General features: G+C 72.0%; 15 protein-coding genes. 5 read left to right on the top strand and 10 right to left on the bottom strand.

Annotated features, from left to right (window positions below):
- Positions 1-122: 122 nt before the first annotated feature.
- From IT347_13815 to IT347_13855, 9 genes are all read right to left on the bottom strand, one after another.
- Complete coding sequence (locus IT347_13815) at positions 123-491, bottom strand: cold shock domain-containing protein (GenBank protein MCC6350657.1); 369 nt, start codon at positions 489-491, stop codon at positions 123-125.
- Positions 492-1,091: 600 nt separating this feature from the next.
- The gene (locus tag IT347_13820) at positions 1,092-1,970 is read right to left on the bottom strand and encodes a ribonuclease H-like domain-containing protein (protein ID MCC6350658.1); all 879 of its coding nucleotides are present in this window, start codon (positions 1,968-1,970) and stop codon (positions 1,092-1,094) included.
- Between the two features lie 2 nt (positions 1,971-1,972).
- Positions 1,973-2,731 carry a class I SAM-dependent methyltransferase gene (locus tag IT347_13825; GenBank protein MCC6350659.1) on the bottom strand — a complete coding sequence of 253 codons (759 nt, stop codon included), beginning with the start codon at positions 2,729-2,731 and terminating at the stop codon, positions 1,973-1,975.
- Between the two features lie 149 nt (positions 2,732-2,880).
- Positions 2,881-3,336, bottom strand: a complete 456-nt coding sequence (locus IT347_13830; GenBank protein ID MCC6350660.1) for an SRPBCC domain-containing protein — start codon at positions 3,334-3,336, stop codon at positions 2,881-2,883.
- A 19-nt stretch (positions 3,337-3,355) separates the two neighbouring features.
- Positions 3,356-5,764 (bottom strand): DEAD/DEAH box helicase, encoded by a 2,409-nt coding sequence (locus IT347_13835; GenBank protein ID MCC6350661.1) that lies wholly within the window; start codon positions 5,762-5,764, stop codon positions 3,356-3,358.
- Positions 5,765-5,875: 111 nt separating this feature from the next.
- On the bottom strand, positions 5,876-6,952 hold the full coding sequence (locus IT347_13840) for a hypothetical protein (GenBank protein ID MCC6350662.1): 1,077 nt from the start codon (positions 6,950-6,952) through the stop codon (positions 5,876-5,878).
- Positions 6,949-8,178: a hypothetical protein gene (locus tag IT347_13845; protein MCC6350663.1), complete on the bottom strand. Its 1,230-nt coding sequence runs from the start codon at positions 8,176-8,178 to the stop codon at positions 6,949-6,951. Before IT347_13845 ends, IT347_13840 begins: the two co-directional genes overlap by 4 nt.
- Before the next feature lie 101 nt (positions 8,179-8,279).
- Entirely contained in the window at positions 8,280-9,497 is a 1,218-nt protein-coding gene (locus IT347_13850; GenBank protein MCC6350664.1) for an Ig-like domain-containing protein, read from the bottom strand.
- Positions 9,494-11,920 carry a hypothetical protein gene (locus tag IT347_13855; GenBank protein ID MCC6350665.1) on the bottom strand — a complete coding sequence of 809 codons (2,427 nt, stop codon included), beginning with the start codon at positions 11,918-11,920 and terminating at the stop codon, positions 9,494-9,496. Before IT347_13855 ends, IT347_13850 begins: the two co-directional genes overlap by 4 nt.
- 318 nt (positions 11,921-12,238) lie before the next feature.
- On the opposite strand from IT347_13855, the gene IT347_13860 reads away from it, so the two are divergent.
- The 4 genes from IT347_13860 (at position 12,239) to IT347_13875 (ending at position 15,148) form a co-directional block, all read left to right on the top strand.
- On the top strand, positions 12,239-12,427 hold the full coding sequence (locus tag IT347_13860; GenBank protein MCC6350666.1) for a hypothetical protein: 189 nt from the start codon (positions 12,239-12,241) through the stop codon (positions 12,425-12,427).
- A 23-nt stretch (positions 12,428-12,450) separates the two neighbouring features.
- Positions 12,451-13,149, top strand: a complete 699-nt coding sequence (locus IT347_13865; protein MCC6350667.1) for an HAD-IA family hydrolase — start codon at positions 12,451-12,453, stop codon at positions 13,147-13,149.
- A gap of 17 nt (positions 13,150-13,166) precedes the next feature.
- A complete protein-coding gene (locus IT347_13870) occupies positions 13,167-13,505 on the top strand; it encodes a hypothetical protein (protein MCC6350668.1) in 339 nt (112 codons plus the stop codon).
- A 71-nt stretch (positions 13,506-13,576) separates the two neighbouring features.
- Positions 13,577-15,148 carry an NAD(P)H-hydrate dehydratase gene (locus tag IT347_13875; protein MCC6350669.1) on the top strand — a complete coding sequence of 524 codons (1,572 nt, stop codon included), beginning with the start codon at positions 13,577-13,579 and terminating at the stop codon, positions 15,146-15,148.
- Between the two features lie 175 nt (positions 15,149-15,323).
- Here IT347_13875 and trxA read toward each other — a convergent pair whose 3' ends face one another.
- On the bottom strand, positions 15,324-15,647 hold the full coding sequence (gene trxA / locus IT347_13880) for a thioredoxin (GenBank protein ID MCC6350670.1): 324 nt from the start codon (positions 15,645-15,647) through the stop codon (positions 15,324-15,326).
- A 192-nt stretch (positions 15,648-15,839) separates the two neighbouring features.
- On the opposite strand from trxA, the gene IT347_13885 reads away from it, so the two are divergent.
- Positions 15,840-16,544, top strand: a complete 705-nt coding sequence (locus IT347_13885; GenBank protein MCC6350671.1) for a rhomboid family intramembrane serine protease — start codon at positions 15,840-15,842, stop codon at positions 16,542-16,544.

Consider the following 16,544-nt stretch of genomic DNA (forward strand, 5'->3'; position numbering starts at 1 on the left):
CGTCGCAGGGCTGGCCAGCTTCCTCGACGTGTCACCGACACGACTGCGTCGCTGGCCAGCCCTGCTCCTTGCGCTTCACGGGCATCCGTCACTCTCGGCTCACGGTTCATGAATAGGTCGGGCTAGATGCGAATCAGGTTGGCGGCCTGCCGGCCCTTCGGTCCCGAAACGAGGTCGAACTCGACCCGGTCGCCCTCGGCCAGCGACTTGAAGCCGTCCCCCGAGATGGCCGAGAAATGCACGAACACGTCCTCGCCCGTGTCGCTGGCGATGAAGCCGAACCCCTTGGCGTCGTTGAACCACTTTACGGCGCCCTGCACGCGGCCTTCGCTCGGGCCCACCGGGGCCGACGAGCGCTGAGGCCTGCCGCCGCCCCTCGCGCCACCACCGCCGTAGCCGCCGCCACCACCACCACCGCCGCCACCCTTGGAGGCCTGGAAGCAGTCACGGCACAGCACCGGCCGTCCGCCCGTGGGCTGGAACGGCACCATCGTGTCCTGCCCGCAGTTCGAGCACACCGCGGGATACATCTGCTTCTCGCCGCCGCCGCCGCCACGGCCGTAGCCGCCCCCGCCCCCGTAGCCACCACCACCACCACCGCCGTAGCCGCCGCCGCCACCCCCGGCGGCGCCACGACTCGCCTTGCGGCGGTCGCGACAGCTCTTGCAGCGAGTCGGTTCGTTCGTCAGGCCTCGTTCGCGGTAGAAGGCCTGCTCGCTCGCGGTGAAGAGGAACTCCTCTCCACAGTCCACGCAGGTGATGCTCTTGTCTTCCCCGGTCGCCATGGTCTTCCGCTCGCCTCCTGGTGATGCTGGTGAAACGACGTGGGCCCTAACACGAATGCCTCAGCAGGCGGACCTGCTGAGGCGGACTCAGACGATGGAGCGAACGAGCGACGCGGCCAACGGCAACTCGGAGAGATTCGCAGCAACGGTCACTGGCGCACCAGACCCGGCACGGGACGGCCCACGGATGGACGAACTGCGCCGCAAGTATCCGGTGCCCTTTGAGCGCCCGTCAATGGCCGAGTTTCCGCCGTCGAGGCTGTCGGGGGGGGCGCCGGGCGGCCGTGGGGAACCCGCCCGTGGGGGTCACTCCTGGCGCGCCGGAGCGGTGGACCGCCTCGGTGGCCGCGGCCCGCGCCCGTCGCACAGGGCGAAGAGGATGTCGGCCATAGTGATGACGTCGAGCAGGTTGTGGTGAAAGACAGGCACCAGGCGCCAGGGGTCGCCGCGCTTCACGTAGTCGTGGTAGAGCCCCGGCACCTCGGAGCCCGGCACGTCGCCGGTGCGGCGGCGGCGGCAGACCCTCGATTCGAGCGTCTGCAGCCGGCAGTCGGGAAGCTCGAGCCGCCAGCGCCGGCGCGAGGCGTGCAGCAGGTCGAAGTGCGCGCGCGGCAGGGTCAGCGGAACGCCGTGCGTGAGCGCGCGCGAAGCCAGGAACGGAACGTCGAACGATTTGCCGTTGAACGTGACGAGCAGATCGAAGGCGCCCGCCTGCGCGCTCACCGCCGCCAGCAGCGCGGGCTCCTCGGCGTAGTCGCGCGCGAAGTACTGACGCAGGACGAAATCCGTTCCGTTCCAGTGCATCGTGCCGGCGAGAAAGACCGGCGCGGCGGCGAGCCCGCAGGTCTCGAGGTCCAGGAACAGGATGCGTTCGAGCCCCATCGCCGCGATCGCCGACAGTTCGGGCTCGCCCGTCGGCGGCTCGGGCAGTCGCGCCCAGTGCGGGCGCGGCTTTTCGATCTCGGAACGCAGCCGCTCGTGCACGAACACCGGCACGCCCTGCTCGTTCCGCCACTCGCCGCCGGGCAGGAAGGCCTCGACCCCCGTCGCGCGCGCCGCGGCGCTCCGTGCGCGCGCACCGCGCGCCGGCGGGACGCCCTTGCCGCCCGGCGTCCCGCCGGCGCCGCCGCGCCGGCTGCGCACCAACTCGCCGAGACGCGAGCGCAGCGCGTCGCCGGCCGCCACGCTCAGGCGCTCCGCTCCGAGACGAGCACCAGCCGGTGCGCCTCGGTGTCGTACGCGCGGCGGTCCGTGCCGCCGCAGACTTCCTTCACGAGCAGTCCGTGGCGGCGCAGCAGCGACGTCAGCTCGGCGCAGGTGTAGGCGCGCAGGAAGTACTCCTTCGTCACCTGCGACCCGCCGCGTCCGTCAATCAACCGCTGCCGCGCGACCACGCGAGAGGACGCCAGGTCAAGGATGGTCTCCTCCATGAACAGCGAGCCGTCCTCGCGCTGCGTCCAGGTCCGCTGCTCCGGGTGGGTCAGCAGCCAGTCGCGGTTCATCATGTCGAGCAGGAACCGCCCGCCGGGCCGCAGCGCCCGCGCCACCCCGGCCAGCACCTGTTCGTTCTCGTCGTCGCCGAAGTACCCGAACGAGGTGAAGAACGAATAAGCGCCGTCGAACTCGCGCTCGAACGGCAGCGCCCGCATGTCGCCCGTCCGCCAGGCGACCGTCGCGCCCGCGGCCTTCGCCTCCGCCTCGGCGATCGCGAGGTACTGCGGGTTGAAGTCCAGTCCGGTGACCCGGTAGCCGAGACCCGCCATGCCGATCGCGTGGCGGCCGTAGCCGCACGCGAGGTCCAGCAGCGCCGCGCCGCCGGGGGCGCCGAGCAGCGACTCGATGAAGGCGACCTCGGTGGCGGTGCGTTCGGCGGTGAAGGTCGGCCGGTAGATGCGCAGGTAGTCGTCGTCGAAAAACGCGACCGGCCACTCGGGGTGCTCGGACATGGGACTCCTCGGCGGGTCTTCGCAGGGGGGCCGCGCGGACTCCGTCGGCGTGCGCGGGGCGCACAGGATAGCCGTTCGCCGGACGCGGGCGAAGCGACCCGCGGCGCGGGCGTGGCCGGCGGCCCGCGCCGGGGGGAGTCGTGAACCGCTCAGGCGTCCGGCGTTTCGCAGAGCTCCTTCAGCCGGACCAGCGCCTTCGGCCACCGCTCCTGCATGTAATCCTCGAAGTCGGCGGTCACGTCCAGTTCGACCACGAGCTCGGTGGCGCCGTCCACCTCACGGAACGAGTAGTTCTCGAACACCGGCGCCCAGGCGCGCACGGCGTCGCTCGTGGTGTCCTCGATCCCGTCCTGGACGAAACCGAGGTGTTCGATGGAAAGGTACGCGGGCGGGCGGCTCGTCGCGATGCGCGCGACCATGCCCCGCCCGCCGGGCGTGAGGAAGCGGATCTTCCCGCCCTGGTCGAACGAGCCCTCGTAGTAGGAGCCCTCCTCGAACGAGGCGGTCCAGTCCCGGTAACTCCCGGGGCCCAGCATCGTGTTCCAGACCGCCTCGGGGCGCGCGCCGATGAGCGTGGTGAACTGGATCCTCTTCTTCGGGGTCATGTGCGTCCTCCGCGTCGGGTCATTTCAGCCAGCGCTCCAGCAGGGCCCTGACGGCATCCTTGCCGGGAATGTCGCGCACGTTCTTCATCGCGTCGAGATCCTGCTGCTGCGCCGGCCGGTAAATGGGGGTGCCGACGCAGGCCGGGCAGCCGTCGCCGCACGGGCAGCCGGCGAGATGCGCGAGCGCGGCCCCGGCCAGTTCGTCCAGCCGCGCGAAGCCCTGCTCCGCGAAGCCCAGTCCACCGTGGTAGCGGTCGAACACGAAGATCGTCGGCCGGCCGAGGTTCGACGAGTCGATCATGCCGCCCAGGTCCACGGGGTCACACATGGCCATCATCGGCAACAGCGTGACGAACAGGTTGCGCACGCCCGAGAGCGCCTCCCACGGGTTGTGGCCCGCGGCGGCGAGCGCCTTCCACGTCGCCTCCCCGGGCGCCAGCCAGAACCCGGCGGTCTCGAGCGTCAGGCGCGGAAGCTCGAGCGGGTGGTAGCCGATCGCGTCGAGCGAGCGGAAACGGATCTTCTTCATCGCGATGGTCTGCCACGAGTAGGTCAGCTCGCCGAACGTGACCTGCTCGCCGCCCCAGGCGCGCTTCTGCAGGTCGCCGCGCACGCGGATGTTCGTGTCGAGCACCGGCTGCGTGTAGTAGTCGGCTTCGCGCGGCTCGACGACCGCGACCTTCTGCTCGAGGTCGAGCGAGCGCACCCACCAGCTCCCGCCCTCGTGCAGGTAGATCGCGTCCGGGTACACGAGCTCGAGGCCGCTGATCGCGTCCACGTTGCCGATCGCGGCGTTGCCCCGCGTGCCGTCCACGATGGTGTAGGTGTCGTCGCTCATCGTGCGCAAGGACACCTTCGCGCCGGGGAACCCGCTGCTCGCCCAGTACGCGCGCCCGTCGATCGTCCGCGTCTCGCCCGCGTCCTCGAGCGCCGCCAGCACGTCGCGGGTCTGCGGGCCGAACGCGGCCTCGTCGCCGGGAGCGATCGGCAGTTCGTACGCCGCGCACGCCAGCTGCTGCGCGAGGATGTAGGGGTTGTGCGGATCAATGCACGCGGCCTCGGGCGAGCGGCCGAAGAAGTACTCGGGCCGCCGCATGAGGTACTGGTCCACGGTGTCGTTGTAGGCGACGAGCACGACCAGGCTGTCCGTCCCGCTGCGCCCGGCGCGGCCGGCCTGCTGCCAGATGCTGGCGAGCGTCGGCGCCGCGCCGATCAGCACCGCGGCGTCGAGTCCGCCGACGTCAATGCCGAGCTCGAGGGCGTTGGTGCTGATCACGCCCCGCAGCTCGCCCTCGAAGAGCGCCTTCTCGATCGCCCGGCGTTCCTCGGGCAGATAGCCGCCGCGATACGGCCGCAGCCGCTCGTGCAGCGGCGCCGGCCGCATCCCCGCGGGCGCGTCGCCCTCGCCGGGCAGCCGCGCGCCCGAGCGCTCGAGTTGTTCCTTCGTGTAGCGGTAGACGAGCTCGGCCGAGACCCGCGACTTGGTGAAGGCGATGACCTGCGCGCCGCGCTCGATGAGGCCGGACACGAGCCCGCACGCCTCGACGTTCGAGGAGCGGCGCTCGACGCGCGTCTCGTCGCGAAAGGGCGGGTTCCAGAACGCGAAGTGCTTCGCGCCGCGTGGCGCGCCGTCGTCGTCCACCACGACCACCTCGCGCCCGGTCAGCGCTTCCGCCAGCTCGCGCGGGTTGCGGATGGTCGCGCTGCACAGCACGTAACGGAAGTCCCCGCCGTAGTGGCGCACGAGCCGCTCGAGCCTTCGCAGCACGTTCCCGACGTGGCTGCCGAAGATGCCGCGGTAGGCGTGCGCCTCGTCCACCACGACGTAGCGCAGCGAGCGCAGGAAACGCGCCCACTTCGCGTGCTGCGGCAGGATGCCCGCGTGCAGCATGTCGGGGTTCGAGAGGATCACGTTGGCCTGCTCGCGCAGGCGGCGGCGGGTCGGCGCGGCGGTGTCGCCGTCGTGGACGCCGGCGAGCAGCGCCCCGGTCACCGCGAGGTCGCCGGCGGCGAGGCGCGTGAGGCTCCTGAGCTGGTCCTGGGCGAGCGCCTTGGTCGGAAACAGGTAGAGCGCGGTCGCCCCGGGTTCGAGCATCAGCGTTTCGAGCGCGGGCAGGTGGAAGCACAGGCTCTTGCCGCTCGCGGTGCCGGTGACCACGACCGTGTCGTGCCCGGCGCGCAGCGATTCGATCGCGCGCACCTGGTGCGTGTACAGCCGCTCGATGCCGCGCGCGCCGAGCGCCGCCGCGAGCGGCGCCGGCAGCGCGGGCAGCAGTTCGCCGAAGCGCGCCGGGCGCGCCGGCAGCGTGTGCCGGTGAACCAGCGCGCCGCGGTTGTCGCGGCGGTCCGCGTAGTCCTCCAGCCAGCGCGCGAGCGCGCCGCGCTCGCGGGATTCCTCGACGAGAAAGTGGGTCGGACGGGCCTGCATGGGACGGCGTTCCCCCGGAGCGGCGAACCGTGACTGCACGCATGGGCAGTATCCGGTCCGGACGCGCCGGAGTCCAGCGGGAAGTGCGCCGCGCCGGCGCGGCCGGGCGCGCTACTCGATCGGCGCCGTGGTGGGCTCGAAGCCGGCGACGACCCAGTCGCCGTCGCGCGGCTCGAACGCGACGCGGAAGGCCTCGCTGGCGCCGCGCAGGAACACCATCGAGGTCGTGCCGTCGGCGGTCCCGGGCGCGACGCGCCAGCGCCCGCGAGCCGACTGGTTCCACTCGTAGCGCCGCGCGAAGTCCACCAGCGACGGATCGGTCGCGAAGCGCGAGGCCAGGTCGCGGTCGTCGGCGACCAGCGCCGCGACGAACGAGGTGAACGCCACGTAGGGCGAAGGCACGATCTGGTCGTCGGTGCGCACGAATCCGGCGGGTCGCCAGGCGAATCGCCGTTCGTGGAAGACGTGAGGACAGGTCGGGCACTCGTCGAAGAACGGCGTCGGCCGGTAGGTGCGCGTGGTGAGCGCGAGGCTCGTGTCGGCGCCCGAGAACTCGCCGGTGCCGACGCCGCCGAGCGAGTCGGCGCCGAGCGTCTGGGCGAGATCCCAGCGGCCGCCCTTGGCGTGCCGCCAGACCATGAGCAGCGGCTGCTGGCCGGAACTCACCCGCCGGCCCCAGAGCACGGCGGCCCGCGCGGAGTCGCCGGCCTCGGCGCCGGAGTCGAAGCCGCGCGCGGTGACCGCCACCAGCCGCAGGTCCTGCGTTTCCAGCGGCTGCATGTGCGGGCCGCCGTCGCGCCAGAACAGGTACGGGTACGAAGCGTCGCCGCCGCTGGCGCGCGAGAACATGTTGACGACGACCAGGCGGTCGTCGCCGCTCACCTCGGCCGAGACGCCCAGCGAATCGAGCAGCGCCCGCGAGCGCTCGGGCCAGGGCGCGTTCGGCCGCAGGCGCAGCGCCTCGAGCACGACGCGCGCGCTGAGCGCGGAGCCCTGTTCGTCGTCGCCCGCGTCCCAGCGCGAGGCGGCCGCGCGCGCGAGGATCGCGAGCGTGTCGGGGTTCGCCCGGATGCTGTCGGCGCCCGCGGGGACCAGGCTCGGTGTGCGGTCGCACCCGGAGCCGGCCATCGCCAGCCCGAGCAGCGCCGCGATGGCGGCCGCGCCGCGCGCGCGGCGGGCCGCGCTCATCGGCGACCCGCCCGCGAGGTGTCCGCCGGCGCGCCGTGGCGCGGACCGGCCGGCGCGGCCGAAGGCGGCGCGCCGCGCGAGGCGCCGGGCGCCGGGTTCTCGACCACGGGCTTCCAGTCGCGGACCACCCAGCGGCCGTCCTCGATGTAGAAGCGGAAGATCCAGCGCTTCGCCCCGCCCGGCGAGGCGGTGCGGACCTCGAGCCACTCCGGCCACGCTTCGTCGGCCTCGCCGTACTCGACCGTCCAGGCGTCGCGCCCGCGCAGGCGCGTCCAGCCGTTCGCGAGAGCCTCCGGGTAGCGGTCCGGGTCACGCAGGAAGAACTTCGCCCGTTCGGGTTCGGGCGAGGCCAGGTGCATCGCGAACAGGCGCAGCGTCTCGACCGGACCCGGCACGGTGCGCGCGTCGTGCAGCACGAAACCCTCGGGTCGCTCGGTGTACAGGAACTCGTTGACGATCGGCGGCGCGCCCGAGCGGATGACGAAGAACGTGTCGTCCACCACCGGGTGGTACGACACGATCTCGGGCCGGCCGTCGAGATTGGCGTCCACGAACGAGAGCTGCGCCCGGTCGCCGAAGTCCGGGGCGTTGCCCTCGTACTGGACGAGGCTCCAGAAGCGGCCGTCCGCGCCCATGCGGAACAGCTTGAGCGACGCGCGCGGCGGCGAGCCGCGGGTGGTGAAGATCACGCACGCCTCGTACGGCGACGCCGGCCGCGAAGTGAACCAGGTCCGCAGTTGCACGTCGCGCGCGGGCGGGAAGCTGGCGCCCTGCATGCGCAGTTCGTCGCCGACGTTCCAGAAGAGGAAGCCGACGCCGTCCGAGGAGATCCTGAACGGGTTGCGCACCAGCAGCAGCACGACCCCGGGCAGCTTCGGATCCACCGACACCTCGGTGTCGAAGCCGAGCGAATCGAGGGTCGCCTCGATGGCGCGCGCCTGCAGGAAGTTCTGCCGCCCGATCGAGCGCAGGAACTTGCGGGCCAGCCGGCCGACGTCGTCGTAAGGCAGGTAGTTGTCGCCTCCCACCGAATCGCCCTGCTGGCGCATGAACCGCATGCGCGCCGTCGTGACGTCGCGCATCAGCGAGTCTCCCGGCGGCACCCATGGCTTGAGCAGCTGCGCGGAAGCCTGTCCCGCGCCGCTGACGGCGAGCAGGACGGCGGCGGCGAGGGCGAGGAGCGGGCGGGCGACGCGAAACGATCGCGGGTCTGGAGTGGCGCGCATGGTCGGGGAAGTTTTCGGTCCTCACGCGTCGCGCGGTCAAGCGCGTTTCGCGGGAAGGTCCCAGTCCTCACGTCCGCTTGTCATCTCCGGCGGCGGTCCGCTCAGTCGTAAACGGTGAGTTCGAGGACGGGCCGCGGCCAGAAGGTGGAGTTCGTGTTGATCCGCAGGGAGGTGGTGGACGAGTTGGTGAACATGAGTCCCGAGAAGTCCCCGCGCCGGAGCATGCCCTCGGCCCACGCGGCGAGCGCCACCGAACTCCAGTTCATCTCGCTCTGCGCCGACCCGAACGTCGCCGTCGCGAGCGCGCCGCTGGTGTCCTGGTACGGAGGCGCCGAGGACGAGAAGGCGCACGCGACCCAGGTGGGCGAGCACGCCCACGCGGACACGAAGGGCGTCACGCCGGCGTTGTTCTGCGCGTACATGACGAGCCGCGCGCTCTTCACCCGGTTGCCCTGGCGGGCCGGATCGAGGTCGAAGCGGACCGCGTTGCGGTAGATGGAGCCGGCGGGAATGTAGCTCTGCGTGCAGAACTGCGTGGCGCTTCCCAGCTGACTTCCGCCCCATTCGAGCGCCGGGACGTTCACGACGTGCGTCGGCAGGTCGTCCGGCACGACGTCGAAGCCGGCGACCGGCGAGTCGTACCGCTCGCCCGTGACGGAGTTGGTGGTCGTCAACGCCCAGAAGACGCGCCGGCCCGCCGGCCACTCGGTCCTCGGCAGCCAGAAGGCGTTGGGGCCGCGATACAGGAGCGGCGCCGTGCGGGCGAGCACGGCGAGCGAGTCGTCGCCCGCATGGACGTCGAAGACGAGCGTTCCGGGCACGGCGCTCTCGCTCGACCAGCTCAGCATCGCGACGCGGGTCGCGATCTCGCCCGGCACCGGATTCAGGTACACCGGGCGACGGATGCTCGAGGTCGAGAACTGCCAGAAGTAGTCCGCCGCCAGGGCCGCGCCGTCCTTGCCGACGATGCGCGTGGACAGGACGACCGTGTAGGTGGTGCCGAGCGCGAGCGGCGTGCGGGGCGCGATCACGATGCGCCGGCTGCCCGGCTCGTAGGCGACCGTGCACGGGATCCGTTTCGTGTCCTGCTTGAGGAAGACGGTCGTGGTGTCCACGGTTCCGGCGTCGAGGGCGCGATCGAAGCGCGCCCAGATCTGCCCGTCGTAGGCGTAGCCCGCCGATCGGGCGGGCGGCTGCACGGTGACGACCGCGGGCGCCACCGGCGGCGGCGGCGCGACGGCGTGCTTTCGGCTGCAGGCCGCGAGGGTCGCCACGAGGGCGATCGCGCCGAGCGCCAGGAATCCCCGCAGGCGTCTCATCGGATGACGACGAAGCGTCCGACCTGATGGCCGAGCGGCGAGTCCACGCTGAAGACGTAGATGCCCGATTCGACGTCCTGCCCGTTGCGCGAGATCAGATTCCACCGCACCTCGCCCGCGCCGGAACGTCCGTCGTGATCGGTCTCCCACACCAGGTCGCCCGAGACGGTGAAGACCTTGAGCCGGCTCGGCGCGCGCGGCATTCCCATGAAGTCGAGGTGCCGGCCGAAGGGGTCGCCCGCGATCGCCGGACGATCCCACGCGACGCCCGCGCGGTACGGGTTCGGGACGACCCACACGCCGCCGCCCGCCTGCGCCTCCGCGCGCGGAGAGACGAGCGAGTCCAGCGCGCTCACGATCGGGCTCTCGAAGCGCTGCGTCACCCGGAGCGTCGGTGTCAGCTGCACCGAGCGCTCGCCCACCGTGGTCACGACGTAGAGGTAGTCGAATCCGTTCAGCGCCCGGGTGTCGGTGAAGTGGTAGCGCCCGATCGGGTACTGCTTCGCCCCGAACGTGATCCGGCTCCAGTCCACGGTCGAATCCGTCGCCTGCGCGAGCGCCTGCTCGCCGTTGAGCGTGTCGAGCCCGAACGAGGCGATCAGCTGGAAGCTCTCGGGCCCGGGCAGCAGCTGCTTTCGGCGCCAGTCCGACAGCCGGTAGAGGTTGTAGCCCTTGAACGTCACCGGCGAGGACGTCACCCCGGGCGCCACCGGCGCCCGGACGAGCACCTCCGGCGAGTTGTCCCACTGCACGGTCACCGCGTGGTCGGCCGCCACCGCGCGGTAGGCGGGCGCCGGCGGCACCGAGGCCGGATCCGCCCAGTGGGCCTGCGTCTCGTTGCCGCCGAACCCGGTGCACTCGTCGCAGTCCGCGTCCACCCACAGGCAGCTGCCGTGCGGCATCACCGTTTCGAGAGCGTCGGTGATTTCGGCCGGCGGCTCCATGTACTGGCCGTGCTGCGGAAACTTCTGCCAGCAGTTGGGATCGAAGACGACCCGCACGCCCGGCGGCGCCTCGAAGCAGGTCTCGTGGCCCGTGAAGCCGCTCCGGCCCACCGCCATCTGGCCGACGAGCGACTGCGAGGTGTCCGGCTGGAGGTTCACCCAGTTGCCGCGCTCGAGCCTCACGGCGCGGGCGAAACCGCTCGCGACCGAATCGCGGTCGGGGCCGCAGACGAACGCCACGTCGAACGAGTACGACTGCCCCGGCGGCATCTTCGGGAACGGCCCGCACGAGATCATCACGCCCCAGTCGTGGGCGGCGTTCAGGTCGCGCGGGCCCGGCCAGCGGCCGGCCAGCAGCTCGTAGCGGTCGGGATCGAAGATCGGCGGCCCGCCTTCGCCCGGCGGCAGCTCCATCGCCACCAGCGAGTAGCGGAACGACAACGACCCGAGCCCGTTCACGTACGGGTCGTAGGTGAAATCGAGCAGGCCGGACTTTCGCAGCACACCCATCGGATCGAGGCTGTGCCGCAGCGGCAGCACGCCGAAGGCGGGCAGCGTCGGGTCCACGCCGTCGAACACCACCGGCCACTCGCCCGAGAGCGAGCCGATGCACGGCTTCGACCAGGGGATGTAGTCGCCGCCGTAGTAGCCGGCGTTGAAGCTGGGCACGGAGGAGACGCCGTCGTTGTAGAGCACCTCGTAGCGTTCGGTGCCGACGCGGTCGTTCAGGTGGCCGCCCGCCTGCCCCGGGCCGCGCGAGTCGAGATCGGCCAGCAGCCCGAGCCGCACCTCCTCCAGCGTCTCGACGCCGTGGTTCGTGACCGTGAACCGCACCCCGGCGATGCGGTCGTAGCCCGGGATGGACCAGGTGAACGCCTCCTGCTTCACGTCCAGGTGCATGGGCACGTGCGACTCGCCGCCCGGGTAGCCGTACGCCACCGCCTCCGGACGGTCGTCCACGTACTCGGCGTACAGATCCTGCGCCGCCGAAATGCCCAGGTCCTCGTCGCGCTCGCCGTCCCCGTCGTCGTCGCGACCGTTGAGAACCTCCTCGTCCACGCGGCCGTCGCCGTCGTCGTCCACGAACGGCTGCGCCCCGAACTGCCCGCCGAAGGCGGTGCGCACGCGGTCCTGCGGATCCAGCGTCGGCCGCCACTCCAGCAGCGGACCGCCCGAGACGCGGTAGGTCCCGAGCGACGGCACGCGCGCGCCGACCCACAGGTCGGCGTGCTTGAGGCCTTCGTTGCCGCTGCCGCGCGGGTACTCGAAGGACGGGTCGAACGACCGGCCCTGCTCGAAGAACGGATTGCCGAGGCTGCCGATGTTCGTCACCCGCATCGCGAAGGCGCCGGCCGACAGCGTCGGCCCGCGGTTCTCCACGTCCAGCACCGCGTGCGCCGGGGCGGCCCACGACAGGGCCGGCGCCGCGAGCACGAGGAACAGTCGAAATCGGAGGAACAGGACGCGCGCCTTCGCCAACGGGATGGACCTCGGAGCTCGGACCACGGGGGAAGTCGAGACAGGCGGCGACGAGTTTATCCCGCCACGCCACGGGCCGGCGAGCCCAAAGCGCCGCGTCGTGCCGCGTTCGTCGCAACGCAGGCCGTCTTCATCGCGGCGGGGCCTTTCCGCCGCGCTCGGGAGCCGGTGTCCGGAGCGAGCGGCGTTCGCCGATGCGAGCCGTCCTGCCGCATGCGGCGCCGCGTGCCGACAAAGCGCTGGACTCGATCCGGGGGGCGGCCGAAAATGCCGATGCGCGATCGCGCCCTGCGGTCGGCACGGGGAGGGGGGCATGGGATGAACGAGTTTCCGGCCTGCAGCAAGTGCGGCAAGGGCGTGCTGCTTCCGCTGTCGGACTACGGGCGTGACGGCGCGCCCATCACCTACAAGGCGTGGGTTTGCAGCAACCCGGGGTGCGGGTTCAACGTGCGCATCGACAATGGCGAGATCAGCCTGGGCCGGACGGTGGGCCAGTCCACCAAGTGAGCGGGGAGCGGGGCGCGAAACGCGTGATCCGGGCGATCGTCTTCGATCTCGACAACACCCTCACGGACTTCATGCGCATGAAGGAGGCGGCGATCACCGCGGCCATTGACGGCATGATCGACGCCGGTTTCCGCATTTCTCCGGCCGCCCTGCGCGAACGGGTCGCGTCCGTGTACGACGAGAAGGGCCTCGAGTTCCAGCGCGTCTTCGACGAGCTGCTCGAGCGCGAGTTCGGCGAGGTGGACCCCAAGATCCTCGCCTCCGGCATCGTCGCCTACCGCCGCGCGCGCGAGTCCGCGCTGGTGCCCTACCCGCACGCGCAGATGACGCTGCTCGAACTGGTGCGGCGCGGCATCAAGCTGGGCGTCGTGTCGGACGCGCCGCGGCTGCAGGTCTGGCTGCGGCTCTGCGGCCTCGGGCTGCAGCACGTCTTCGACGCGGTCGTCACGTTCGACGACACCGGCGAGCGCAAGCCCGCGCCCGCGCCGTTCCGCGAGGTGCTGCAGCGGCTCGGGATCGAGCCGCGCGAGGCGATGATGATCGGCGACTGGGCCGAGCGCGACGTGGTGGGCGCCAAGGGCCTCGGAATGAAGACCGTGTTCGCGCGCTACGGGGACACCTTCGACACGCAGGTTTCGGGCGCGGACTACGACATCAACGACCTGCTCGAGCTGGTGCGGATCGTGGATACGCTCAACGGGACCGCCTCCCCGGCGGCCTGAACGGGAAAGGAGAACGGATGTCGTCAGCGAAGGTGCGCGCGGCCCGCGTGAAGGTGTATCCGCCCCCGGACGGCGCGAAGGCGGACGAGAAGATCCACGTCTACGTCTACGACGTCTTCAACGAGCGCTTCCTGCCCGGCAAGTCGTTCGACAATCTCGAGCGCGCGAGCCAGTTCCAGCGGCACGAGCAGGAGCACATCTACACCATCCAGGAAGCCGAACCGGAGCTGTTCGACCTGCCGTTCCTGTCCTCCGACCCCGACCTGCTCGCGCGGGTCGAGCGCGACGCGGAGTACGCGCGGGTGCTGAAGCGCGACCTCGCGGGCGACGCCCGGGCGCGTGGCCGGCGGCACTGACGGCCGCCGGCGAAGGCGTCGCCGGGCGCTTCTCCGCCCGGGCCCGCCGAACCGGTCCCACGCGTGACCCCATGCTGCTGCTGACCGCCGCCGAGATGCGGGCGCTGGACGCCGCGACCATCGCCGGCGGCGTGCCCGGCGGGACGCTCATGGAGCGCGCCGGCCGCGGCGTCGCCGAGGCGCTGCGGCGCCGCTTCGGTTCGCCGCTCGCGCTGCGCGTGCTGGTGCTGTGCGGGCCGGGCAACAACGGCGGCGACGGCCTCGTGGCGGCGCGCCACCTGGCGGGCATGGGCGCGCGCGTCGGCGTCGGCGTGCTCGCGGCGCGCGAGGCGGTGCGCGGCGACGCGGCCGCGCATCTGGCAAAGCTCGAATCCGCCGGGCTGCGGCCGTGGTTCGTGGGCGACGACGCGGGGGTCGCGGACCTCGTGAGCGGCGCCGACCGCTGGGATTTCGCGCTCGATGCGCTGCTCGGAACGGGCGCCACCGGCGAGCCGCGCGGCGCCATCGCGACCGCGTGCGGGGCGCTGAACCTGCTGCGCCGAACCCGCACGCGCATCGTCGCCGTGGACCTGCCGACGGGCGTCTCGGCCGACACCGGAGCGGCGGCCGGAGCGGCGGTGCAGGCCGACCTGACGGTGACGTTCGGGCACGCCAAACGCGGACATTTCCTGTTCCCGGGCCGCTCGCACCGCGGCGAGCTCGAGGTCGTGGACATCGGCCTCCTCGCGCCCCGGGAAGCCGGCGTGCAGGGCGTCGAGCTGGCCGAAGCGGCGACCCTCGCGGGCCTCGGCCCGCACCGCGACCCGCGCGCGCACAAGGGCGCCGCCGGCCGCGTCCTGGTCGTGGGCGGCGCGCAGGGCATGATCGGCGCGCCGGTGCTGGCCGCTCGCGCCGCGAGCCGCGCGGGAGCCGGCTACGTGCGTGTCGCAGCGCCCGCGAGCCTGTGCGACGTGCTCGCCTCGCACCTCGTCGAGCAGATGCCCGTCGCGTGCGGCGAAGGCGTGCATCGCTCGCTCACCGCCACGGCGCTGCCGCGCATTCTCGCCGAAGCCTCGCGCTGCGACGCGGTCGCGGTCGGCCCGGGGCTCTCGCGCCACGGCGACGCGGTCCGGCTCGCGCACCTGCTGCTGCCGAAGCTCGAGCTGCCGGTCGTGCTCGACGCCGACGGACTCAACGCGTTCGCACCCCCCGACGGCGATCTCGCGGCGATGCTGCGCGGCTCGCGCGCGCCGCGCGTCCTGACGCCCCACCTCGGGGAGATGTCACGCCTCACCGGCGAATCCCCCGCGGCTCTCGAAGCGCGGCGCATCGACGCCGCCCGCGAGTGGGCGCGGCGCTGGGGGTGCGTGCTGGTGCTCAAGGGCGCTCCGACCGTGGTCGCCGACGCCGAAGGCGGAGCGTGCGTGAACCCGACGGGCAATCCGGGCATGGCGACCGCCGGCATGGGAGACGTGCTCACCGGCGCGATCGCGGCGCTGCTCGCGCAGAAGCTGCCGCCCTGGGACGCGGCGCGCCTCGCGGTCTTCGCGCACGGGCTTGCCGGCGATCTCGCCGCCGCCGACGTCGGCCCCGTCGGCCTTTCCGCCGGCGACGTGGCCGAACGGCTGCCGCGCGCCCTCGCCCTGGTCGCCGCGGCGGGCTGACCCGGGCCTTCCGCCCGGGAGAGCCGCGGTTCGCCGCCCGCACGGTCACTCCGGAAAACGACGGCCCGCGGGCTTCCCCGCGGGCCGGGTTCCCTTCGTGCGAGCGAAGGATCGCGTCCTGGAGACGTCCGGCGGCCCGGCGTCGCATTGCGATCGCCGGACCGCCGGGGACAGTCTACAGGTGGCGCGACACCATGGAGACGAGGTCCGCCTTCGAGCGGTTGCCGAGCACGCGCTCGACCATCTCGCCTCCCTTGAAGACCATGAGGGTCGGGATGGACGTGACCGAGTACTTCATCGCCACTTCTCCCGACTCGTCGGTGTTGAGCTTGACCACCTTCAGCTTGCCCGCGAACTCCTTCGAGATCGCGTCCACCGTCGGCGCGACGGCGCGGCACGGGGCGCACCACGGGGCCCAGAAATCCACCAGGACAGGCGTGCTCGACTTGAGCACTTCGGCGTCGAAATTCGTGTCGTTGACCGCAGGCGCGCTGGACATGGCAACTCCCGACAGGAAGGAAGGGGTTCGAAACCTCTCGTCGCCGGCAATTGATGCGGCGCGGCGCGCGGCGATTCAGAGGCGACCGTCAGCAGTGCCGCGAAGGATAGGAGCCTGTCCGGGGAGCGTCAACCGTGCGTGCGAAGCGCACGGTCGCGCGATGCGTCCGGTTCGCGGTACCTTGCCTCACCCATGATTCCGCTGCGCGACGACAATCCTTCGCAAAGCGTCCCGGTCGTGACGCGCACGCTGATCGCCGTCAACGTCGTCGCGTTCGTCTTCGAGCTTTCGCTCGGCGGAGCGCTCGGCGCGTTCGTGCAGTGGTGGGGCCTCGTGCCGCTGCGCTTCTCGTACGCGTTCGCGGGCGCGGAACCGCTCGCCCCGACCCTGGCGACGGCGTTCACCTCCATGTTCCTGCACGGCGGCTGGATTCACCTGCTCGGGAACCTCTGGTACCTGTGGATCTTCGGCGACAACGTCGAGGACAGCCTCGGCCACTGGAAGTTCCTGCTGTTCTACCTGGCGGGTGGCTTCACCGCGGCCGCGGTGCACCTGGTCTTCAACCTCGGCTCGCCCGTTCCCACCGTCGGCGCCAGCGGCGCGATCGCCGCGGTCCTCGGCGCCTACGGCGTGCTGTTTCCGCGCGCGCGAGTGGTGACGCTGGTGCCGATCTTCGTGTTCTTCCAGATCGTCGCGCTGCCCGCGCTGCTGGTGCTGGGACTGTGGTTCGTGATCCAGATCTTCACCGGCACGCTGTCCATCGGCGCCTCGGGCGGCGGCGTGGCCTGGTGGGCGCACATCGGCGGCTTCGTCTTCGGCATGGCCGTGGTCCTGATCGGCCGCCGCGTGGGCGGCGGCCGCAGGGGTGAGCGCTCGGAGGCGTGGGTACAGGAGTAG

Source organism: Candidatus Eisenbacteria bacterium (assembly GCA_020847735.1).
GTDB lineage: Bacteria > Eisenbacteria > RBG-16-71-46 > RBG-16-71-46 > RBG-16-71-46 > CAIXRL01.